Consider the following 21,665-nt stretch of genomic DNA (forward strand, 5'->3'; position numbering starts at 1 on the left):
GCCCCCGAACCCCCCGCGCATTAGTTTTTCGGTGGGATGCTTACACGCAGCCGCTGACACATCTGTAATGATTTGAGAGTCACTCCCCTTGCAGGAGTGTCTCTGCTGATATGTAGCTTATACTCAACGGATTTAGTATGATCGACGAATTGGCGTTATTTCAGCTTCTATTTTCAAGTCAGTCAGGATTTAGGAGATTATTTTTATTTATTCTCCCCATTTCCCCATTTCCCCATTTCCCCACTTCCCCATTTCCCCACTTCCCCACTTCCCCACTTCCCCGCTTGATCGAGTACAATAGAGTGTTCAGCAAAAGCGATCAGCTATTAGCTTTGATTAGTCCTTCGGTAAGAATATAAACCAGAGAAAAGAGCCATTAAAAGCGGCAATCAGCTGAAAAAGCTCAAAAACTGAATTTTAGGCTGAAGGCTGACGGTAGCTTGCTGAAAGCTGAATCCCGTTGATAATTTTTTTACTTGAATCACCGTGGTTATCCAAATCGAATCAACTCAAAACTACGAAACTAAAACCCAAGAGATCGCTAGACAACTTTTAGCCGAAACTCGGGAAAAAAAAGGTCTTTGGTCTGCTTTACAGGATCAAATGCGTTGGGATGATAAATTACTCGATTGGGCAATGTCTAACCCCAATTTACGAGTACAATTATTCCGTTTTATTGACTGTTTACCCGCTTTACGCAGTAATGCCGAGATCGCTAATCATCTCCAACAATACCTCGGTGATGCTTCCGTAGAACTGCCCAGTGCGCTGAAAAGTATCCTCAACTTTAGTGATCCTAACTCCCTACCGGCTCAAACGGCCGCCAGTCTGATCAGTAAATCCGTAGAAACCTTAGCTCGTAAGTATATCGCCGGGGAAGACCTAGAGCAAATTACTCGCACTGTCACCCGTCTGCGGAAGGAAAAAATGGCTTTTACCATAGATCTCCTCGGTGAAGCGGTAATTACTGAAGCGGAAACCCAAGTTTATCTACAAAGTTATCTCGATTTAATGACCCATTTGGCTCAAGAAGCGACCAAATGGAATAAAGTTAGCCAAATTGATGAAGCGGACGGCGACTTACTACCACAAGTGCAGGTTTCTGTCAAGCTAACTGCCTTTTATTCTCAGTTTGATCCCATGGATCCGATTGGTAGTAAGGAAAAAGTTTGCGATCGCATTCGCCTACTGTTGCGACGCGCTCAGGAGTTAGGGGTGGCAGTCCATTTTGATATGGAACAGTACGTTTATAAAAACCTCACCCTGGCTATCCTGAAAGAATTACTCCTAGAAGAAGAATTTCGCAGTCGTACCGATATTGGCATCACCCTACAGGCATATTTAAGAGATTCTGCCCAAGATTTACAAGATTTAATTAATTGGGCCAAAAAGCGCGGTTATCCCGTTACTGTCCGGCTAGTCAAAGGCGCTTACTGGGATCAGGAAACGATTAAATCTCGGCAAAATCACTGGCCACAGCCGGTATATAACGAAAAATCGGCCACAGATGCCAATTATGAACGGATGACGCGGTTATTATTGGAAAATCATCAATATTTATACGCCGCCATCGGTAGTCATAACGTGCGATCGCAAGCCTTGGCCTGTGCGATCGCAGAAAGTTTAGAAATTCCCCGTCGTCGCTTTGAAATGCAGGTATTGTACGGCATGGGCGACCAATTAGCCAAAGCGTTAGTGAAGCGGGGTCATCGGGTGCGGGTTTATTCCCCCTACGGACAACTCTTACCCGGTATGGCCTACCTAATCCGCCGTTTATTAGAAAATACCGCTAATAGTTCCTTCCTAAGGCAAAATTTGGAGGATCGTCCCGTGGAAGATTTAATCGCAGCCCCCCGGGTTTTAGGCAAGGATAACCCGATTATCCCCGGTTTTCCTAATGCCCCCGATACAGATTATGCCAACGAGCAATTGCGAAATAAAGCGAGTCAAGCCCTTACTTTTGTCAAAAATTACCTCGGTAAAACCTATTTACCCCTAATTAACGGCGAATACGTCACCACCAATGTTCAAATTAATTCCGTTAATCCCTGTAACCCGCAGGAAATAGTGGGTAAAGTGGGCTTAATTGAGGTGGAACAGGCAGAAAAAGCGATCATAGCGGCGAAACAGGCTTTTCCCGCTTGGAAACGCACTCCAGTGGCTAAAAGAGCCGAAATACTGCGAAAAGCGGCGGATTTGATGGAAGCGCGACGACACGAGTTATCGGCCTGGATTTGTTTGGAAGTGGGCAAAGTTATCCAACAGGCGGATCCGGAAGTGTCAGAAGCGATCGATTTTTGCCGTTATTACGCCTCCGAGATGGAAAGACTGGATTTAGGGCATAATTTCGACGTAGCAGGTGAGAATAATCGTTATTCCTACCAACCCCGGGGTATTGCTTTAGTGATTTCTCCCTGGAATTTCCCCCTAGCCATTGCGGTGGGGATGACAGTAGCGGCTTTAGTAGCCGGTAACTGCACGCTATTGAAACCTGCCGAGACTTCTTCGGTGATTACGGCGAAATTTGCCGAGATTCTCCTAGAAGCGGGTATTCCTGCCGGAGTCTTCCAATATATCCCGGGTAAAGGTTCGCAAGTGGGGGCGCATTTAGTTAGCCATCCCGATGTTCACCTAATCGCCTTCACCGGTTCACGAGAAGTGGGCTGTCGCATCTATACAGATGCCTCCATCGTGCAAAAGGGTCAAAAACACCTAAAACGAGTTATCGCCGAAATGGGCGGCAAAAATGCCCTAATTGTCGATGAGAGTGCCGATTTAGATCAGGCCGTTGTCGGTGCGGTTAAGTCCGCTTTTGGCTACACCGGCCAGAAATGTTCGGCCTGTTCGCGGATAATCGTTCTGGAAAGCGTCTATGATAGCTTTGTTGATCGCTTTGTCGAGGCTACCAAGTCCCTCAATATCGGGCCGACGGATTTACCGAGTACGGAAGTAGGACCGGTTATCGACGAGAAAGCTCAAGCAAGAATTCGGGAATACATCGAAACTGGTAAAAAAGAGGCAGAATTGGCCCTAGAAATGCCAATTCCAGAAGTGGGTTATTTCGTCAGTCCCACCGTCTTTAAAAATGTTCCCCCCGATGCGGTAATAGCGATGGAGGAAATTTTTGGTCCAGTGGTGGCGATTATCAAAGTGAGCAATTTCGAGGAAGCTTTAGCTGTAGCTAACGGAACCGACTATGCTTTAACCGGTGGCTTATATTCTCGCACTCCTGCCCATATTAACCGAGCTACGCAGGAATTTGAAGTAGGAAACCTCTATATTAACCGGGGAATCACCGGTGCGATTGTCTCCCGTCAACCCTTCGGGGGTTTCAAGATGTCGGGGGTAGGTTCCAAGGCTGGGGGTCCCGATTATCTGCTGCAATTCCTCGAACCTCGTCACATCAGCGAGAATATTCAACGTCAGGGATTTGCACCGATTGAAGGGGCCGATTAAGCAATTTATAGCTAGGGTTTGCGGCAAAAAGTTTGTTGGTGGGGTTAGGAGTCAGTATTCTCCGAGTCAGTATTCTCCGAGTCAGGAGTCAGGAGTCAGGAGTCAGGAGTCAGGAGTCAGGAGTCATAATAAATCCAGTTATTAAAAACTGATTATTTATTCTCCGTTTTGCCTTCTGCATGAGTAGAAAACGGGTTTCTCGGAGAAACCCGTTTTCTGTGCGTTACTCAGGAATCAGGAGTCGGTCGTCAGGAGACTATTGTTATTTGTTTTCCCTTCTCCCTGCTCCCTTCCCCCCACTTCCCTATCTCCCCACTCCCCTATCTCCCCATCTCCCCATCTCCCCACTCTCCTAGACTTTTTAAACAGGATTTAGTATCACAGGGGACTCCCCAGCTGTTGTCTTTCCTAGCTGATTTCTTGGCTGTCAACCTACTGCTATATACTTAAGTTGAGAATTGCGTCGGCCTATCAAGAAAAGACTATGACGATTGAAACCGTTGCCACAAAACCCTTTAGTGACCAGAAACCGGGGACTTCTGGATTGCGAAAATCCGTTCCCGTTTTTCAACAACCCCATTATCTGGAAAATTTTATTCAAGCTATCTTCAATACTTTAGACGGTATCGAGGGTCAAACCCTAGTTGTCGGTGGAGATGGTCGTTATTATAACCGTCAAGCTATTCAAACTATCCTGAAAATCGCCGCCGCTAACGGTATCGGTAGAATACTCGTGGGAACCGATGGTATTGTCTCCACTCCCGCTATTTCTGGGTTAATTCGCGAAAATAACGCTTTTGGCGGTATTGTTCTCTCCGCTAGTCATAACCCCGGCGGTCCGGAGGGCGATTTTGGCATTAAGTACAATATTACTAACGGCGGACCGGCCCCGGAAAATATCACCGATGCAATTTATGCCGAGACTAAGGTGATTAGCAGTTATAAAATCCTCTTAGGGGCCGATATTAATCTCGATCGCCCCAGTTCCTTTAAACTGGGAACTATGGATGTGGAAGTGATCGATGCGGTTACTCCCTACGTCAAAATGATGGAAAAGATTTTTGATTTCGATCGCATTCAGGCCCTACTCACTTCTGGTAAGTTTAAAATGTGCATGGATTCTCTCCATGCGGTGACGGGTCCCTACGCTTATGCTCTATTTGAACAGCGTTTAGGCGCGCCCAAAGGTACAGTATTAAATGGTGTTCCCTTAGAGGACTTTGGTGGTGGTCATCCCGATCCTAACCTAGTCTATGCCCATGATCTGGTAGAAATTCTCTTTGGTCAAGAGGCTCCGGATTTTGGGGCTGCTTCCGATGGAGATGGCGATCGCAATATGATCCTCGGTCAGAATTTTTTTGTTACCCCCAGTGATAGTTTGGCGGTACTAACAGCCAACGCTCATCTAGTACCGGGCTATCAAAATGGTATCACGGGAGTAGCGCGATCGATGCCCACCAGTGCGGCGGCCGATCGAGTAGCGGCTAAACTGGGAATTGACTGTTATGAAACTCCCACCGGTTGGAAATTCTTCGGTAATTTGTTAGATGCGGGGAAAGCAACCCTTTGCGGGGAGGAAAGTTTCGGCACGGGTTCCAATCATATTCGCGAAAAAGATGGTTTATGGGCGGTTCTTTTCTGGTTAAATATTTTGGCAGTTAAAGGGGAATCGGTAGAGGAAATTGTTCGCAGTCATTGGCAAGAATTCGGTCGTAATTTCTATTCTCGTCATGATTATGAAGAAGTCGCATTAGAACCGGCAAAAGAGATGATGGCACGTCTCCAGAAGTTGGTTTTAGACCTTAAGGGTAAACAATTTGGTAACTATGAAGTGGAATATGCCGATGATTTTAGCTATACGGATCCCGTGGATGGTAGTGTGAGTAAAAATCAAGGCATTCGCATTGGTTTTACCGATGGTTCTCGGATTATTTATCGTCTATCGGGTACGGGAACTAAAGGAGCAACTCTCCGGGTTTATCTAGAAAGTTATGAACCGGACGCAAGTAAACACGATATCGACACCCAAAAGGCCCTACAACCCTTAATTGATTTAGCCGAAGAAATCGGTCAAATTCGTCAATCTACCGGACGGGAACAACCCACAGTTATTACCTAAAATCTAGGGATCAGCTATCAGTTTTTATCGGGGAAATTTTTGACCTGCTCATCACTAATTAGGGTTTGCGGCAAAAAGTTTTTCGTGGGGGTAGGGTGTGGGGTGTGGGGTGTGGGGTGTAGGGTTTTACCGATTTTGAGGGGGTCAACTACCTAATTTTCAGGGAAAAAGTCCCAGAATTTTCCCCCCCATCACTCCCAGATATGGTACTTTTTGATTGACAAAAAGTCTAAAAGTCTTACCCAACAAGGTTTTTAGATTTATTCAGCAAACCCTAATTACTTCCAGTAATTGCCCTGTGGTACAATTTCTGAATTCCCGTCACTAATTTATCTAACATCGATCGATGGCTATCATGAGTCGGATCAAAACTCTGCACTTTGGTTAATAATTTTGCTTCCTGTACGTCCACGTCGTCATCGCTATAGATTAAAGTGCTAATCGATGTTAGTAGATCTTGATAGATTTCTGGACTAGGATTATCGCCTAAATAGGACTCTAACCATCGATAACATTCACCGGTTTTAACTGGTTTTAGTTCCGATAATAGTGGTTTTATCTCCGGATCATCATCAAGTTTTTCCCTCACAGCTACCTGTCGTAAATAATTTCTTTCTGATGGTTGAATGACACCATCAATCCAAGCAACACCGATGAGAATTTTCAGTAATTGTTTATTTTTCATCCCACACTTCCTTGACTAACTTAGCCATAAAAAAACCGTCTTGATTATGCCGATGGGGTAACACTTCGATCGCTCCCGTTTCTGTATAGTATTCTGAGAAGCATGAATTAGAGTCAGGAGTGGCCATTTTCCAATCGGGATGAGCGGCTAAAAACTGCTCGATCACTCTTTCATTTTCTAACGGATCGAGAGTACAGGTGGCATAAACTAAGATTCCCTTCGGTTTTACCCAAGTGGCAGCCGAGGCTAAAAGTTCCCCCTGTCGTTTGGCTAGTACAGGTAAATTTTCGGGTGTTTGTCGCCAACGTATATCAGGACGCTTGTGCAGGGTTCCCAATCCTGAACAGGGAGCATCGATTAGTACACGATCGGCGATGCCGTGCCACTGGGGACGATCGCGACTATCCCCTAGATGTATTTCGATCGCTTTTAAGTCTAATCTTTTAATATTGGCTTCTAACTGTCGTAAACGGGATGCCGTTTGATCACAGGCTAATATTCTACCCCGATCGCCCATTAATTCGGCGATATGAGTGGTTTTTCCCCCCGGTGCCGCACAAGCGTCGATAATTGTCTCTCCGGGCTGGGGATCGAGTAGATAAGTGACTAATTGGGCGCTAATATCCTGTAGGGTGTAATTTCCGGCTCGAAATCCCTCTAAACGCTCAATATTGCCTAAACCAGAGGTTAAACGGCAAGCTAGAGGTAACTTAAGATAATTAAAAGTTATATTGGCTGATTCTAACTCATTTTCTAGGGCTTCTAGGCTAGTTTTCAGGGGATTAATCCGAATATCGAGGTCAGGAGAGCGATTAAACCATTGACACAGTTGTTCCGTTTCCGTAACACTAAAGCGATCTAACCACAATTGCACCAACCAATCGGGGAAACTGTGGAGAATACCCAATCTAGAAGCGGTATTTTCCGGTAAAAGTAAAGGATCGTCGCCATTAGCAGTTAAACGGAGATATTGCCGCAGCATTCCGTTAACCACCGCCGCTAATTTGCCTAAATGACTGATTTTAGTTAATTCTACCGCCGTATTCACCGCCGCCGATGGGGGAATCTGGGATAGATAACGCAGTTGATAAAGACCAATATGGAGAATTCGCCGTAAATCCGGGGGTTGCTGGGCCGCGGTTTTTTTCCCCAAGCGATCGAGCAGCGCATCCAAGGTTCTTTGTCGGCGGATTATACCATAAACAATCTCCGTTGTCAAGGCTTTGTCAAGACAATTTAAGGAACTAGCGGACAAATGGCGATCAAGAGCGCGATCGGGATAGGCGGAGGAGCGATCGATATCCCGTAAAATCAGCAAAGCCAGCTGACGAGCATTATTCATGCAGTTTCTAGACGATTGCGGAGGAATTGGCGCAAAATAGTCAGTGCCGGAATCGGGATTTCGTGACCCATATTTAACTCGTGATATTCGACGTTAACCCCTAAACCAAGCAGTAAATCTCTGGCTTGACGAGCAGCAGCGATAGGAACGACGGGATCCTGCTTACCATGAACAATTAAGACATTTTGTGGGCCTTGGGGATGGGGTTCACCGTGCAGATAACCACTCAAGGAACCCAATCCCGCCAAGGGTAAAGATAAACCCACATCCAGCGTCATCGCTCCCCCTTGGGAAAAACCGGTCAAAAAAGTCCGCTCTAGGGGAATACCGGTAGTTGCTTCTAGGGAAATAATCCAATCGTGCAACTGTTGACGACTAGGGACTAAACCTTGATAATCGGAGGTTTCTAAAGCATACCAGGCGCGTCCCCCCGGCACTTGGGGATGATCGAAGGGAGCATTAGGAAACAAAAATTGACAATCAGCTAGATCCAGCATCGATGCAAGGGGGGCCAGATCCATGGCATCTGCACCCCAACCGTGCAGCATGATCACTAGATAGCGAGCGGGATTTTCCGGGGAAGGGGGAATGACAATCGGGTTAAAAGACAGAGTTTTTTCCTCGCAATTCTCTTTTTTCTCTATTCTATAGCGGTTTTCCCCGGGGTGAGATGGGTGTTGGGGGAGTCTTTTCAGTGATCAGCTTCTGAAGGCAAAAGGCACTCATGCAAAAGGCAGCTTTATTCTCCCAACTCCGGCGCTCCCAACTCCCATCACCCCACACCCCACACCCCACACCCCACACCCTGTCCCCAGGAAAAACTTTTTCAGCATACCCTAAATAGCAACCAATAATTTCCCTTGTCTTTCTATCAATTAACCGCCAAATATAAACCTTTATCGTCTTAGAAAAAAACAAAGACCACATCTCATCACATTCTCTAAACAATTTACCTTTTGGTTTGTCCGAAACCTTTACTTGACGGGGAACAGCCGCCAGTTTATTGTTGACATAATTTTGTAAACATGACCAACTTACCCCTGTTACTCTCGCAATTCCTCGCAAGGAAATTCGTTCGAGCAAGAGTTGATCAATTAATTGTTTGGTTTCGTCAGAGACGGTTTTATTAGTGGGATTGATCACCAACGGTTGACCACATTCTTTACCTTGACGTTTGGGTTTTCCATTATGAATAGAACCATTCTTGATAGTATGGTGAGAACCACAACGCTTGACAGGGGAATAGAGGTGAAGGGGGTATTTTGTTCGGTGCTAGACTGATATTTGAGTCAGCCAGACAGGAGCCAGAAAAAGATATTTATCAGAAAAGTCATGATCAAGCTAGAGGTTTAAAGACTGATCGGGTTGCAATTATTTTTATTAATAAATATTTAACACAATTCATACCAGGTAAGCAAGAGGGCTACGCCACTACTACCGAATTATTACCACATCGGTTACTTTTTTTCTGATCCAGATAGCGAGAATTGTCAGGAAAAGTCAACCCATCACTCCCGCTCAAGGATTTTTATCGATTCCAGTTAATCGATTAGAGACAGTACAAGTGTATTTAATTAACTGTCCGACGTTTAATTTATCGTACTATTCCCCTGTTTTATGTCTCGCAGTCTTTTTAAAATTCTTGATTGTGTTGGGTTCTTTCTAATTTGATTGATATCTTTATAAGTAAAACCCATAGTAAATAATAACCATATTAATTCTTCTTTCTGATCGCTGCCACTAAATCCTCCTAGAATAGCGTCTAATCTTCTTTGATAGTTCTTTTGCGTTCTTTCCAGTGTATATCTCCCGATTAATTCTTCGATGTATTTTTGAATAGTAAGTATTTGAAAACGATCAAATTCATGTCTGGTATCATCATACAGTATAGTTTTCTCCGATGCCAATTTCTCGTCGAAAGTCTCCATAATAGATATTTGAAATCCTTGGTACAACTCTAATAGCTTTTTGATCAGACTGGAGACAGGATTAATTGTCGATGGGCTAAATCCACCCATTACTTGGTCAATTTGTTCTAAATTAGGGTTTAAGGAACTAATAATAAAACCAAAGACTAGAGCAATGATTAAACCCACATATACATCATCCTCAATCGAGCTTAATAGAGAAAATATAAATTGAATGAGATAGTATAAGAGTATTGATATAACAATTTTGACAGTTAATAAACGAACAAAAGAATTTAAAAAATCCTTTTTTAAATTGGGAAATAAATGACGAATCCTAAAAGCTGAGAAATAGCTAATTCTAGTTTCAACTGCTACTCCAATAATTATCGCAGTCACCACAAAAGACCACCGATGTCCTTCCACAAATTTTTGTATTTCACTAGAAAGGTCGGTGGCGGCAGCTGCCTGAGAATCTACCAAAAATAGGTAATGGGTGAATGAACTGAAAAAAGGAAACTTATCTAATTCCGTTAGAACCTGACTACAAAATACCATTTACCCTGAGCCAACGAGTTTTCCAAGTGGGAGTAAAGATTTCGTAGTTTTTTTGTTTATTGACTTTGATATAGCCTTTGTCCTTTAGTTCTTTTAATTTATCTTGTAAGTCAGCTTCTCCAACTCTATCTGTTTCAATTTTAAAGCTTACGACAGTGGCAGCCCTAACTTTGAGTAAATCAGATAAAAGAGACTTCTCCTCGGAGGTTAAATAATTGGTATCAGTTGTTTTAGCCATAAAATTCCAATAAATTTAGGAATGTTGCTGAGGGGTATAAACCAAATTAGATAAAACGTCAATCAAGTCAGATGGACAGGAGCCTAGTTCATGACTGTACTGATTATAGTATAGGATTATGCCTACCAGTTACTTTTTGGTGAAATGTTCACAATCTTACATTATGGGCGCAAGCAGTTCGAGCAACTCACTGACCACGTTGCGCCCCTACATTGCACCAACTTTCTTTGTTAAGTAGGTGGGTGGAATTAAATATAAGATGAACGTAGGTTGGGTTGAAGCATGAAACCCAACCCCCGCATGGGTTACGCTACCGCTAACCCATCCTACAAATAATTGTGCCTCCCTACTTATTCCTCCAAGATTTTCGTGGCTTGAATCAGGATTTCGATAAGATCGACGAGTTTTGGTTTTGCTTCTTCTTGGACACGACTATCTTCCCAAAAAGGCAGCAATAACGCGAAAGTGATTAGAGCTAAAGATAGCAGCTTTTTGATTTTTCGATAATGCACGGTCGTTGCTCCCTATAGTTTTTTTTCTATCCTTCATATTTACGCATCGAAGTGTGAGTCGAGGACTGGGAATTGTGATATTATGTCTGACTTTTATTTGAAGACTAATTTGTGTCTGAATCTCTAGGTTCTCATAGAACAATTTAAAATGTCTGAGATATGTCTGAGTTTTTTGTGATACGTTTGAGTAAATGTCTGAGATACGTTTGATTTATTTGAGATAAGATTAGGTTGTCATTAATTTTTCAATAATCTTCACGGTTATGGGGCGATCGCTTAAAGTAAAATCGGAATATATCCCTAGAGTCAAACAAGCAGTTAAACGCAATGGTTACGCAACTCAACAGCTGCTTGCTGAGGAGTTAGGGTTCGCAAAATCGACTATTAGCCTTTTTCTTAACGGTAAATCGATTAGTAATCTCAATTTTTTTGAAATTTGTCAAAAATTAGCCCTTGATTATCGAGAAATCTCTGACTGGGATGAGTTGGAGGAAACACCAGCTGCCACGTCTGAGGATGAGGGAGAAAACCGGGCCGCGGATTTTTCCAAGTATATTGAACGTCCTCCAGTGGAACAGCTTTGTCTGGAGACGGTGAGTCAAGCAGGTTCATTATTGCGGATTAAATCAGCCAAGGGGATGGGTAAAACCCTATTAGTCGATAGAATTTTGAGTCAAGTTGACAAAAGAGAGTATAAAACCGTCAGTTTCAGTTTTTTACAAGCAAGTAAAGGAATTCTCGGCGATTTAGACCGATTGCTCTCTTGGTTTGCTTTGATTATTTCCAAGAAATTAGGGTTAGCAGCTCTCTTTCAGGAAAAATGGCAAGAAGGATTAGGAATTTATAGCTGTACTGCCTATTTTGAAGATCATTTGCTCAAAAAGCTGGATAAACCCCTAATTTTAGTTTTAGAGGAGATAGATAGTCTCTTTACCTATACCAGCGTTGCCGACGATTTCCTTAGTTTATTTCGTCTTTGGCACGAGGAGGCAAAAAATAATAATACTTGGCAAAAGTTACACTTAATTATCACCTATTCCACAGAAAATTATGTTCCTGCTGACCTGAATAAATCTCCTTTGAATGTAGGAACAGAAATCCTGTTACCTGATTTTACTCTAGAACAGGTCTTGACTCTAGCTAATAAATATCAGGCTAACTTGGGAAAAGATGAACTGCAAAAAATAATTAATCTTGTCGGGGGACATCCCTATTTAATCCAAAAAGCGATTTATGGGATTACCCAAAAACAACTGTCTTTAGCAGATTTTTTAGAGACAGCAGCCACGGAAGCGGGAATTTATGGGGATCATTTGCGAGGACATTTGCTAAACTTACAAGAACATCCAAACCTAGCAGCAGGAATGAAAAAGGTTGTAGAGTCCTCTTCTCCCGTTGATTTAGGTGCAACAATTAATTGGCAACTTCATAGTTTAGGATTAGTAACCTTTGTGCAGAATGCTGTTCAACCCCGTTATCCACTATACAGCAACTATTTTAGGTATCGCCTATCCTCCTAAAATCCAATATATTGAGTTAAACTGTTGTACATCTAAATCTAATATTCGTTTTCACCTGTTCCCCGTTCCCCCATCGAACCCAGAACTTTAAATGCGGACTAGCTTAGGGACAGATAACCTTTGATTAAATTATTCATCGAACTTAACCAATCAGACAAATTGCTAATTTTAATCCTATGGCGACCAATTTTTATCATGTTGGAGGCAGCGTTCCCCTAGATGCACCTAGTTATATCAAGCGGGAAGCAGATGATCTATTTTATAACTATCTAAAAAATGGACAGTATTGCTATGTGTTAAATTCCCGTCAGATGGGAAAATCAAGTTTGTGGGCACAGACACAAAAACGACTGCAAGAGGATAATATTGATTGTGCTACCATTGATTTGAGTGGTATAGGAAAAAACATCTCCGAAGATATTTGGTATCGAGTATTATTTGAGCAACTGGTTAAACGCTTCAATCTTTCTATTCGGGGAAAAGAGCAAACTTGGTGGGATGAACGAGCCTATAAATCAGCTATTAATCGTCTTGATCAATTTGTTGATGAAATTCTCTTAAAGGAGATATACCAACCTATTGTTATCTGTTTCGATGAAATTGATAGCGTTCTGAGTTTAAATTTTTCCACAGATGATTTCTTTGCTTGGCTGCGTAGCTGTCATGAAAAACGTCCTCATAATGGGGATTACCAACGTCTAACCTTTTGTATGTTGGGGGTAGCGGCAGTTTCTAACTTTATTCGAGATAATAATCGTAGTCCTTTTAATATTGGTCAAGATATTCGATTATCTGGATTTACTATAAAGGATGCCAGAAAACTTGCCGAGGGATTGCAGGACAAAGTTATCGCACCGGAGCGGGTTTTAGAGGAGGTTATAGACTGGACAGGTGGACAACCGTTTTTAACTCAAAAAATTTGTCATTTAATCTCCACATCTCGCCCTGGATTTGGCAAGGAATCCCCAGCAACCCAGATTAATGTCGGCGATTTTATCCAGTCGCAAGTAATTAGTAACTGGGTATCTCAAGATAGTCCAGAACACCTAAAAACTATTCGGAATCGTTTATTAAATAAGCTTGTCACGGGTAGAAGAATGCTGAAGCTTTACCTAGAAATTTTAAACAATGGTGAAATTACCGATGATGGTAGTCCCGATCAAATAGAATTACGCTTAACGGGATTGGTAGTTCAAGACCGACAAAAGTTAAAAGTTTATAATAAGATTTATAGAAATGTTTTTAATGAAAATTGGGTGACAACGGAATTAAATAAAATCCCTCCATACATTGAAAAGTACGAAGTTTGGTTAAATTCAGGGGAAGATGCCACTAAACTTCTTTCTGATCAAGATTTAGCAGAAGCTTTAACTTGGAGTGAAAATCAAGATATTAATGAGTCAGAAAAGCGTTTTTTAGAGTTAAGTGAAATCGCAGCCAAACGAAAAGCACAGATAGCACGTCAAGGGGAAGCATATCAACTGGCTGAAGAAAAATTAACGCCTGAATTTGAGGAGAATCAAAGAGCAGCTTTAATTGAGGAAACTTTAGCTTGGACGGGTGGTAACTTGGAGTTAACGGAAATAGTTATCGGTTTGCTAATCGACAATCAAAATGAGTTGCGTGAAGGAGAAGAAAAACCAGTAATTGAACAATTGATTCAGAAAAATATTGTAGAAAATTGGTTACAAAATAAAGCGGCAGCCCATCTCCATAAAATACAAAACAGTCTCTTAACTCCTGATAAAAATGTTAGGTCAACATTAGAAATCTATCAAGACATTTTGCAAGGGAGAGTCTTTGCTGATAATAAACCGGAAAAATTGGCACTTCAGCAAGCAGAATTAGTGATTAAGAATGATGAGTATCTAGAAGTTACCAATCGAATTTATAAAGAAGTATTTAATGTTCAATGGGTTAAACAAGAATTAGAAAAATTAGTTGAGGTGGAGAATTCTCCTGCTGGTTTAACTAAAATATTATCTTTCTTGGCACTATTAGGCTTTCTTGGATTTACTTTCTTGTCATTTGAGCAACCAAAAAATCCTGTGGGGACCCCCTCACCTAGTATTCCAGAAATTTGTGCTAAACGAGATGAGAATATTACCTTAAAAGAGAATATTCAACAACTGCAAGACTTGAAAAGGAAACAAGGTGATCAGTTTCCTGAAAAGTGTGGGACTCAATTAACTGAATTAAAGTTAATTCAGCAAGCAGTAGGACTAGCTAAAAATAATTTTGTCGCTGATGTGCCGGGTAGAGAAGGTGGTTTTGAAATTTTGTGCAAAATCCCCCCAACTTCTGATAACTTTAAAGAAGCTCAATCTTGGGCAAAAAGTTGGCATAATGACAGATATTGGAAATCGCGCATCGATCGAGCTTTGCAAGATAATCCAGATTGCCAAAAACTTATTGAATAAACATTAATTTTTCAATCACTAAATACCCCATCACTACCCGTTAACTCATCGGATAATGATACTCGGATTCCTTCTCTTCCCCGTGACCAAACTAGAGAGAATAGGTCAGAAACATTGAAGGATTGACTCCTGACAACAGGAGAAAAATTAACCTGTGGATTCTTTTGACGCAAAACAAATACTTGCATATAATAGAGGATATTGCCAATCATTAGCCAGAGAATTAAACTAAAAATAAAAGTAAATGCCATGACTACAATCCATCCAAAAAATTGAAAAGCGACTTGAGATAGCCAATTATCCTGTGCGGCTCCACGGGCGAATTCTCCCGCACCTTTGGTACTAAAGAAACCCACCGCCATTGTTCCCCAAAAACCACAAAAAAGATGTACTGGAATTGCTCCCACTGGATCATCAATTACTTTAGTTTTAATTAAAAATTCTTCTCCTAATAAGACAATAATGCCACTAATGCCACCAATGATAATAGCTGATCTGATATTAACATAACCTGATGATGCCGTGATCCCCACTAATCCCCCTAAAATGCCATTAATAATTGTCGATAAACTGGCTTTGCGACCGATTAAAGGATTAAGAATTAATGCCAAAACTCCCCCAGCGGCAGCGGCAATCATCGTGGTAGTAATTGCCATAGGGACATTATCCAAATTTACCGCCGAACCACCATTAAAACCAAACCATCCTAACCAAAGAATGAAACAACCAAGGGTTGCAAATCCTAACTGATGGGGTGCAAAATTTCCTCTTTCTTTTTCTTCATAACTATCGGTTTTGCGATTATAACCAAAACGTCCATCTCTCGGTTTTAGCAACCAAGCACCCACTAATCCGGCCATTCCTCCCACCGAATGCACCACCGTTGAACCGGCAAAATCTCGAAACTTAAATAAGTTATATAACCATCCTTCCGATGACCAAATCCAATGTCCTGTCAGAGAATAAGAAAAAGCAACTAAAAAGAAACTAAATAGCAAAAATGCCCAAAATTTAACCCTTTCTGCCACTGCTCCCGATACAATGGTCGCCGCAGTTCCCGCAAAAGTTAATTGAAAGAAAAATAAAGTGGCAATTGAACGACCTGTCCACAGTTCTTGGAATTGACTGTATTGATTATTAGGGGTTAAAATTTCCAAGAAAAATCCTGTATCACCAGAGAAACTATTCCCTAGTGCTGATGTATTGCCAAACATTAAACCGAAACCAAACATCCAATAAGCCAAGGCAGAAACACAGAAGACAATTAGGTTTTTAGCCAAGACATTAGTGGCGTTATTAGTACGACAAAAACCCGTTTCCAGCATGGCAAAACCCGCATTCATAAAGAATACTAACGAGCCGGCTATTAACATCCAGAGATTAGCAACTAAATCCAGAGTAGAATTATTTAAATCTTGTGCTGTGACTTTGCCTACACCGATCAACAGCATGACGATAAGAGAGAAACAAAAAGATAGGATATTACGCAAACGCGGGCGATATTCTAGAAAAGATAATAATCGATTCATCGGCTATAACTCTCATGGGCAATTTCCCCTTTATAGTAATTGATTTAATCCCCTATCGTTCACTCAAAACTGCCTTTTTTCTTGTCCAGATAGCGAGAATTGTCAGGAAAAGTAAACCCATCACTCCCGCTAAAGGATTTTTATCGATTCCAGTTAACCAATCGGGAACAGTACCAGTGTATTTAATTAACTGACCCACATTTAATATATAGTATGCCCAGACTAAACCCGCGTGCAGACCGATACTTTTACCCAAACTACCACCACAGGCGCGTTTTGCCCAACCGAGAATTAATCCTAGCAAGACTAAGGCAGGAAATTGGGGAAAAGTGCGGATAATTTCGGCTAAAGGTTTAATAAAGTGAGCAAGAGCGAAAATTAAGGCACTAATCACTAGAGCGATAGCGGGACGATAATCCTTTTCTAATTCTCCCAGTAACCAGCCCCGAAATAGCAATTCTTCGGCAAAACCCACCGCTAAAGCGACTAAAAACCCCTCCAGGATGATTTTGCTGATCTGGGGATTTGCCGGTAAGAAATTTAACCAACCTAGGAACGCTTGGGACAGAAAAAGCGAGAAAGTGAAAAATAAACCGATCGCCAAGCCGTTAATTAACTCGATCGGCGTTTTTCTTCGCCAAATCAACCCATAATCGGCTAATCCCTCATCGCCATAAATTGTCCGTCCCCACCAATGGGATAACCCCAAAAATTCCAGATAGAGAACAGAAAGGGTCAAAATTGAGACAAGATTGGCATTAGTGGCAAAAAAGTGATAGAGGGGAAGTGCGATCGGCAACCAGAGAAAAAGTAAGAGCAAAATAAAAATTCCCAGTCGCAGGGGGACTGGGTAAGTGGCAATTACCCGCAATCTTTTATTCATCGGGTTCGATACTGCTGGTTAAACCTTTATTTTTCAAGGTTTCACAGTAAAATTCCGCGTGTTCTTGAATGCAGGTAATCACCAAGGCCGTACCATTAGTGTGCGCTTCCATCATGATATCGACTGCTTGGGGTTGCGTCATACCGGCGATCGTTTGCATTAAACTCTGAACCACATACTCCATCGAGTTAAAGTCGTCATTGTGGAGTAAAACGCGATAACGCGGTGCTGGTTTACGGATTGTCGCTGTGGAACGCTTTTCGATGACTTCTGTGGACACCGTGTCTCTCCTTTGAATCTATATCACAAATAAAGGTCAATTACTAATGATCATAATCAAAATTTCCAGATTGAGCTAGGCTTTTTCAGCGATCCGTGAGGGGTTGGGTGTTGGGGAGTGGGGGACAGCCACAGGAATGACATTTCTAGATGGATAAGTAGCTGGTTATAATTAAATTAAAAATCGATTTTAGGTTCGATCCCCCCTGCCCCCCTTGATAAGGGGGGTGCCGATCCCCCCTTAGTCCCCCCTTGATAAGGGGGGTATCTGACAACTTTTAACGCCTACCTACTTAGATCATAATTGAATTAATTGGCTAATTTAAGCTTATTTTCCCATGGCTACTGACGAATTACAAAATCTCGATAAAAATATTCAACGCTTGAAAGAACAATTAGCGGGAAAGCGAGACATTTTAGTTATAATCGGACCGGAAGAACAAGTTAGGATCAAGCAGCAGATCGAAGATTTACGCCGACTAATTCGGGATTTTGAACGAGAAAAATGGGATTTAATCGCCAGCGAGAGTCAAGAATCGTCCTTTCCTGATGCCGAGGTAATGGTAGCAGAAATTGTCACAGAATTGACGGCAATTACCGCAGAACCACCCCCTGAACTTGCTTCTGTACAAATCTTAGAATCATTAAACCAAATTCTGGCTAAACTCAATCAACCAGAGCGATCAGCAGCAGCCAAATTAAAAGCGGCCCTATCTACTATACCCCCTTTTGTTTCCCTGACCTACGAAGCGGAATTAGATACTGAGTCAACTTTTAAGCGTTATTTTCCCACATTTAATCGTGTGATTGCAGGGGTGATAAATCGGCTAAAAAAGTAAGTATTCCCTCTATCCCTAGTAATGTGGGCAAAAGTACGGTTAATTTTGTCGGGAGGGAAGATGAGTTAACCTTAATTCATCAGCAATTGCAAACAGAACAAGGGGTGATTGTTTGTGCGGTGGAAGGGTTAGGGGGAATAGGAAAAACCGCTTTAGCTTTGGAATATGCGAAACGATACCAACAGGAATACGCGGCACAATATTGGTTATCCTTGCGACTATCGGGTTTAGCAGAAGAAATAGTTAAATTAGCTGGTCCCTATCTATCTTTACCAGAAATATTGAAAAAAGAATCTTTAGAAAAACAAGTGGACTGGTATTGGCAAAATTGGCTACCTCAGCAGGGAAAATTATTATTAATTCTCGATGATGTCCCCAATATCGACCGAATTCCCGATCGAATGTTACCAAAAGATTCTAGGATTAAGATATTAGTCACCACTAGGGAAAGGTGTCTTAGTACGGAATTTGAGTCTATAGCTTTAGATGTTTTACCCTTAGATAAATGTGTAGAATTATTAACCAAAATTGTTGGTACTGCTAAAGTTGAGCAAGAAAAAGCTTTAGTAGAACAGATTTGTCATGAAATTTTAGGACGCTTAACCTTAGCAGTGGAGTTAGTGGGGGAATATTTAGCGAAAAATCGTCATTTAAAGTTTAGCCATTTACGCGATAAATTAAATTTAGCTCATACTGCTTTAACTAAGGAAAGAAACCACAGAGATTATGGACATTTAGGGGTAGCAGCCGCAATTAAAATCAGTTGGGATGATTTAAGTTCTGCTGTTCAAAAAGTGGCAATGCTGTTGAGTTTATTCGCACCGGTGGCTATTGCTTGGACGTTGCTAGAAGATACGGCAAAATCCACGGAAATTACCGAAAGCGAACTAGAAGAAGCGCGGGGACAATTGGATAATTCTCATCTGATGCAACCCGTGGATGAGGACTATTCTTTTTATCGGATTCATCCCCTCGTGAGAGAATTTTTTCAACGGCAATTACAGGAAATTCCTGAGATAAATTCTCTTTATCGATGCGCTTTTGTGGAAACTTTGTTAACCATTGCCGAAAATATCCCGCAAACCCCCACAAGGGAGATTATTGCAGCGGTAACTCCCGCAATTCCCCATCTGCAACTTGTCAGTCAAACCATGTTAGATGATATTCCCAACCCGGAAGATAATTTAATTCAGGTGTTTCTTGGGTTAGCTTTGTTTTATAAGGGACAGGGAGAATATGATTTAGCAGCAGTTACCTTAACAAAATGTTGTGAAGAAATCCAATCTCGCTTAGGAGAAAACCATCCAATTGTTGCTGCCAGTCTCAATAATTTAGCAGGATTATACCGCTCCCAAGGCAGATACCCAGAAGCGGAACCCTTGTATAAGCGCTCCGTTTCTCTGATAGGACAGCTATTAGGAGAAACCCATCCCATTGTTGCTACCAGTGTCAATAATTTAGCACTATTGTACCAATGCCAAGGCAGATACACAGAAGCAGAATCGTTGTATAAGCACTCCCTTTCTCTAAGGGAACAACTATTAGGAGAAAACCATCTCGATGTTGCACAAAGTCTCAATAATTTAGTAGTGCTATACGAATACCAAGGCAGATACATAGAAGCGGAACCCTTGTGTAAGAGATGCCTTTCTCTGATAGAACAGCTATTAGGAGAAAACAATCTCTATTTTGCTACCAGTCTCAATAATTTAGCGGAATTATACCGCTTCCAAGGCAGATACGCAGAAGCGGAACTCTTGTATAAGCGCTCCCTTTCTCTGAAAGAACAGCTATTAGGAGAAAACCATCCCGATGTTGCTACCAGTCTCAATAATTTAGCTTTTTTGTACCAATGCCAAGGCAAATACGCAGAAGCGGAACTGTTGTATAAGCGCTCCCTTTCTCTGCGGGAACAGCGATTAGGAGAAAACCATCCTAGTGTTGCTACCAGTCTCAATAATTTAGCAGAATTATACAAATACCAAGGCAGATACGCAGACGCGGAACCGTTGTATGTGAGAGCTATTGCTATTTATCAAGAAAGATTAGAAGAAAATCATCCCGATACCCAAAAAGTAACGGAAAATTTTATGATTCTGTTGTCGCGATTATCCGATGAAGAATTACAGCAAAGATTCCCCGATGAGATAGTTAATCTGTTAAAAAGTATCAGGTAGGTAAAAAAATATATATCTCCTTCCCCGGTTTTACTGGGGAGCGCTCAGTTTCCGGGAGATCCTAACCAAGCTTCTCAATCTTCTAGTTCAGAAAAATCGAATAAAGCTGCTGCCTTCCTTTAAATACGCGCAAACACGCACACTACAATAGTCCTATAGTCCTACTGCCAGTATGAAGCCATCTCAGGGGTTTGGGATTGTTTCGGATGGATGCTAATGGAACATTTTGCTAATATGGAATTGGATCAGAAGTGAAAGTTAACTGTTAATCGGAATGTTATTGTTCAGGAGAAAAATCATGAGTCTTACTATCTCTGATGAAATTTTATCCCTAACTCGGATGTCAGAATCTGAGCTAAAACAAGAAATTGCCATCATGCTTTTTCAAAAGGAAAAGCTGACGCTTGGACAGGCTAGTAATTTAGCAGAAATGAATCAATTTCAATTTCAAAGTTTACTAGCAAGTCGCCAAATTCCTCTTCATTACGACCTTGAAGACTTAGATGCTGATGTCAAGACCTTAGGCAAACTAGGCAGATTATGATAGTGGTTAGTAATACCTCACCCATTAACAATTTAGCATCTGTCAATCAGCTAAATTTACTACAGCAACTCTACGAAAGCATCATTATTCCTGAAGCCGTTTATCGAGAACTGACTACCGTTCCCGTCGCCGGAAGTCAAGAAGTTCAAACCTTGTCTTGGTTCAAAAAACAAAATATAACCAATACAAAACTTGTCGAAAATCTTAATCTTGAAGTCGATAGAGGGGAGGCGGAAGCAATTACTCTTGCTCTTGAAATAAACGCCGAACTTCTGTTAATAGATGAACGTCTAGGTAGAATTGTTGCTTCACGTCTAGGGATTGAGTTTACCGGAGTATTAGGAGTTTTACTTGAAGCTAAAAGTAAGGGGTTAATTGCTCAAGTTAAACCATTACTTGACCATTTGCGTATTTCTGGATTTTGGATGAGAGAGCAACTGTATAATCAGGTTTTAAATCTAGCTAATGAATAAAATGCGCTCTCATACTAAATCTGGTTATTAAAAACTGATTATTTAGGGCTTGCTGAATAAATCTAAAAACCTTGTTGGATAAGACTTTTAGACTTTTTTTCCCTCAAAAAGTGCCAGCCATTGCGGGGATCGGGGGCAAAATTCAGGTACTTTTTCCCTGAAAATTAGGCAACTGACTACCTCA

18 protein-coding genes and 1 pseudogene are annotated in these 21,665 nt (G+C 41.6%); 9 read left to right on the forward strand and 10 right to left on the reverse strand.

All coding sequences use genetic code 11. The features are described from left to right. Positions 1-137: 137 nt before the first annotated feature. The 3 genes from O9332_RS10585 to O9332_RS10595 all read left to right on the forward strand — a co-directional run bounded on the left by O9332_RS10585 (position 138) and on the right by O9332_RS10595 (position 5,575). Entirely contained in the window at positions 138-359 is a 222-nt protein-coding gene (locus O9332_RS10585) for a hypothetical protein (protein WP_288025376.1), read from the forward strand. 127 nt (positions 360-486) lie between these two features. Continuing rightward, positions 487-3,456: an L-glutamate gamma-semialdehyde dehydrogenase gene (gene pruA / locus O9332_RS10590; protein ID WP_288025379.1), complete on the forward strand. Its 2,970-nt coding sequence runs from the start codon at positions 487-489 to the stop codon at positions 3,454-3,456. A 484-nt stretch (positions 3,457-3,940) separates the two neighbouring features. Then, positions 3,941-5,575, forward strand: coding sequence for an alpha-D-glucose phosphate-specific phosphoglucomutase (locus tag O9332_RS10595; protein ID WP_288025381.1), 1,635 nt, complete (start codon positions 3,941-3,943; stop codon positions 5,573-5,575). 274 nt (positions 5,576-5,849) lie between these two features. On the opposite strand, the gene O9332_RS10600 is transcribed toward O9332_RS10595, so the two are convergent. The 7 genes and pseudogenes from O9332_RS10600 to O9332_RS10630 form a co-directional block, all read right to left on the reverse strand. Then, positions 5,850-6,260 carry a tellurite resistance TerB family protein gene (locus tag O9332_RS10600; RefSeq protein WP_287170951.1) on the reverse strand — a complete coding sequence of 137 codons (411 nt, stop codon included), beginning with the start codon at positions 6,258-6,260 and terminating at the stop codon, positions 5,850-5,852. Further along, positions 6,250-7,602, reverse strand: coding sequence for a 16S rRNA (cytosine(967)-C(5))-methyltransferase (locus tag O9332_RS10605; RefSeq protein WP_190721952.1), 1,353 nt, complete (start codon positions 7,600-7,602; stop codon positions 6,250-6,252). Before O9332_RS10605 ends, O9332_RS10600 begins: the two co-directional genes overlap by 11 nt. Beyond that, on the reverse strand, positions 7,599-8,150 hold the full coding sequence (locus tag O9332_RS10610) for an alpha/beta hydrolase (RefSeq protein ID WP_002760078.1): 552 nt from the start codon (positions 8,148-8,150) through the stop codon (positions 7,599-7,601). Before O9332_RS10610 ends, O9332_RS10605 begins: the two co-directional genes overlap by 4 nt. 274 nt (positions 8,151-8,424) lie before the next feature. After that, positions 8,425-8,936, reverse strand: a pseudogene (locus tag O9332_RS10615) (IS1-like element transposase); the annotation flags it as partial. Between the two features lie 255 nt (positions 8,937-9,191). Then, positions 9,192-10,067 (reverse strand): hypothetical protein, encoded by an 876-nt coding sequence (locus O9332_RS10620; RefSeq protein ID WP_288025384.1) that lies wholly within the window; start codon positions 10,065-10,067, stop codon positions 9,192-9,194. Beyond that, positions 10,054-10,305, reverse strand: coding sequence for a hypothetical protein (locus tag O9332_RS10625; RefSeq protein WP_288025387.1), 252 nt, complete (start codon positions 10,303-10,305; stop codon positions 10,054-10,056). The genes O9332_RS10620 and O9332_RS10625 overlap by 14 nt, the downstream gene beginning before the upstream one ends. A gap of 350 nt (positions 10,306-10,655) precedes the next feature. Then, entirely contained in the window at positions 10,656-10,817 is a 162-nt protein-coding gene (locus O9332_RS10630) for a hypothetical protein (protein WP_172969774.1), read from the reverse strand. Positions 10,818-11,080: 263 nt separating this feature from the next. On the opposite strand from O9332_RS10630, the gene O9332_RS10635 reads away from it, so the two are divergent. Together O9332_RS10635 and O9332_RS10640 are read left to right on the forward strand one after the other, a co-directional pair. Next, positions 11,081-12,337, forward strand: coding sequence for an AAA-like domain-containing protein (locus O9332_RS10635; RefSeq protein ID WP_288025389.1), 1,257 nt, complete (start codon positions 11,081-11,083; stop codon positions 12,335-12,337). A gap of 176 nt (positions 12,338-12,513) precedes the next feature. Beyond that, complete coding sequence (locus tag O9332_RS10640; protein WP_288025392.1) at positions 12,514-14,757, forward strand: AAA-like domain-containing protein; 2,244 nt, start codon at positions 12,514-12,516, stop codon at positions 14,755-14,757. A gap of 11 nt (positions 14,758-14,768) precedes the next feature. Here O9332_RS10640 and O9332_RS10645 read toward each other — a convergent pair whose 3' ends face one another. Genes O9332_RS10645 through clpS form a run of 3 tightly spaced genes read right to left on the reverse strand, consistent with a single transcriptional unit; the run spans position 14,769 to position 17,449 of the window. After that, the gene (locus O9332_RS10645) at positions 14,769-16,286 is read right to left on the reverse strand and encodes an ammonium transporter (RefSeq protein ID WP_288025395.1); all 1,518 of its coding nucleotides are present in this window, start codon (positions 16,284-16,286) and stop codon (positions 14,769-14,771) included. Positions 16,287-16,338: 52 nt separating this feature from the next. Then, a complete protein-coding gene (locus tag O9332_RS10650; protein WP_288025398.1) occupies positions 16,339-17,169 on the reverse strand; it encodes a CPBP family intramembrane glutamic endopeptidase in 831 nt (276 codons plus the stop codon). Beyond that, positions 17,162-17,449 carry an ATP-dependent Clp protease adapter ClpS gene (gene clpS, locus O9332_RS10655; protein WP_002738526.1) on the reverse strand — a complete coding sequence of 96 codons (288 nt, stop codon included), beginning with the start codon at positions 17,447-17,449 and terminating at the stop codon, positions 17,162-17,164. Before clpS ends, O9332_RS10650 begins: the two co-directional genes overlap by 8 nt. 337 nt (positions 17,450-17,786) lie before the next feature. Here clpS and O9332_RS10660 point away from each other — a divergent pair, with 337 nt between their 5' ends. From O9332_RS10660 to O9332_RS10675, 4 genes are all read left to right on the forward strand, one after another. Beyond that, complete coding sequence (locus O9332_RS10660; RefSeq protein ID WP_002760066.1) at positions 17,787-18,287, forward strand: hypothetical protein; 501 nt, start codon at positions 17,787-17,789, stop codon at positions 18,285-18,287. A gap of 23 nt (positions 18,288-18,310) precedes the next feature. Beyond that, positions 18,311-20,464 (forward strand): tetratricopeptide repeat protein, encoded by a 2,154-nt coding sequence (locus O9332_RS10665; protein WP_288025402.1) that lies wholly within the window; start codon positions 18,311-18,313, stop codon positions 20,462-20,464. 298 nt (positions 20,465-20,762) lie between these two features. Next, positions 20,763-21,008, forward strand: a complete 246-nt coding sequence (locus tag O9332_RS10670) for a UPF0175 family protein (RefSeq protein WP_002760064.1) — start codon at positions 20,763-20,765, stop codon at positions 21,006-21,008. Then, positions 21,005-21,481, forward strand: a complete 477-nt coding sequence (locus tag O9332_RS10675) for a PIN domain-containing protein (protein WP_002760063.1) — start codon at positions 21,005-21,007, stop codon at positions 21,479-21,481. The genes O9332_RS10670 and O9332_RS10675 overlap by 4 nt, the downstream gene beginning before the upstream one ends. Positions 21,482-21,665 lie beyond the last annotated feature (184 nt).

It is taken from the genome of Microcystis sp. LE19-10.1B (assembly GCF_027530565.1).
Lineage (GTDB): Bacteria > Cyanobacteriota > Cyanobacteriia > Cyanobacteriales > Microcystaceae > Microcystis > Microcystis aeruginosa.

Coding starts and splice junctions, on each gene's coding strand:
- O9332_RS10585 (WP_288025376.1), top strand. CDS start 138: ATGATCGACGAATTGGCGTTATTTCAGCTTCTATTTTCAAGTCAGTCA.
- O9332_RS10595 (WP_288025381.1), top strand. CDS start 3,941: ATGACGATTGAAACCGTTGCCACAAAACCCTTTAGTGACCAGAAACCG.
- O9332_RS10600 (WP_287170951.1), bottom strand. CDS start 6,260: ATGAAAAATAAACAATTACTGAAAATTCTCATCGGTGTTGCTTGGATT.
- O9332_RS10605 (WP_190721952.1), bottom strand. CDS start 7,602: ATGAATAATGCTCGTCAGCTGGCTTTGCTGATTTTACGGGATATCGAT.
- O9332_RS10610 (WP_002760078.1), bottom strand. CDS start 8,150: ATGCTGCACGGTTGGGGTGCAGATGCCATGGATCTGGCCCCCCTTGCA.
- O9332_RS10620 (WP_288025384.1), bottom strand. CDS start 10,067: ATGGTATTTTGTAGTCAGGTTCTAACGGAATTAGATAAGTTTCCTTTT.
- O9332_RS10625 (WP_288025387.1), bottom strand. CDS start 10,305: ATGGCTAAAACAACTGATACCAATTATTTAACCTCCGAGGAGAAGTCT.
- O9332_RS10635 (WP_288025389.1), top strand. CDS start 11,081: ATGGGGCGATCGCTTAAAGTAAAATCGGAATATATCCCTAGAGTCAAA.
- O9332_RS10640 (WP_288025392.1), top strand. CDS start 12,514: ATGGCGACCAATTTTTATCATGTTGGAGGCAGCGTTCCCCTAGATGCA.
- O9332_RS10645 (WP_288025395.1), bottom strand. CDS start 16,286: ATGAATCGATTATTATCTTTTCTAGAATATCGCCCGCGTTTGCGTAAT.
- O9332_RS10650 (WP_288025398.1), bottom strand. CDS start 17,169: ATGAATAAAAGATTGCGGGTAATTGCCACTTACCCAGTCCCCCTGCGA.
- O9332_RS10660 (WP_002760066.1), top strand. CDS start 17,787: ATGGCTACTGACGAATTACAAAATCTCGATAAAAATATTCAACGCTTG.
- O9332_RS10670 (WP_002760064.1), top strand. CDS start 20,763: ATGAGTCTTACTATCTCTGATGAAATTTTATCCCTAACTCGGATGTCA.
- O9332_RS10675 (WP_002760063.1), top strand. CDS start 21,005: ATGATAGTGGTTAGTAATACCTCACCCATTAACAATTTAGCATCTGTC.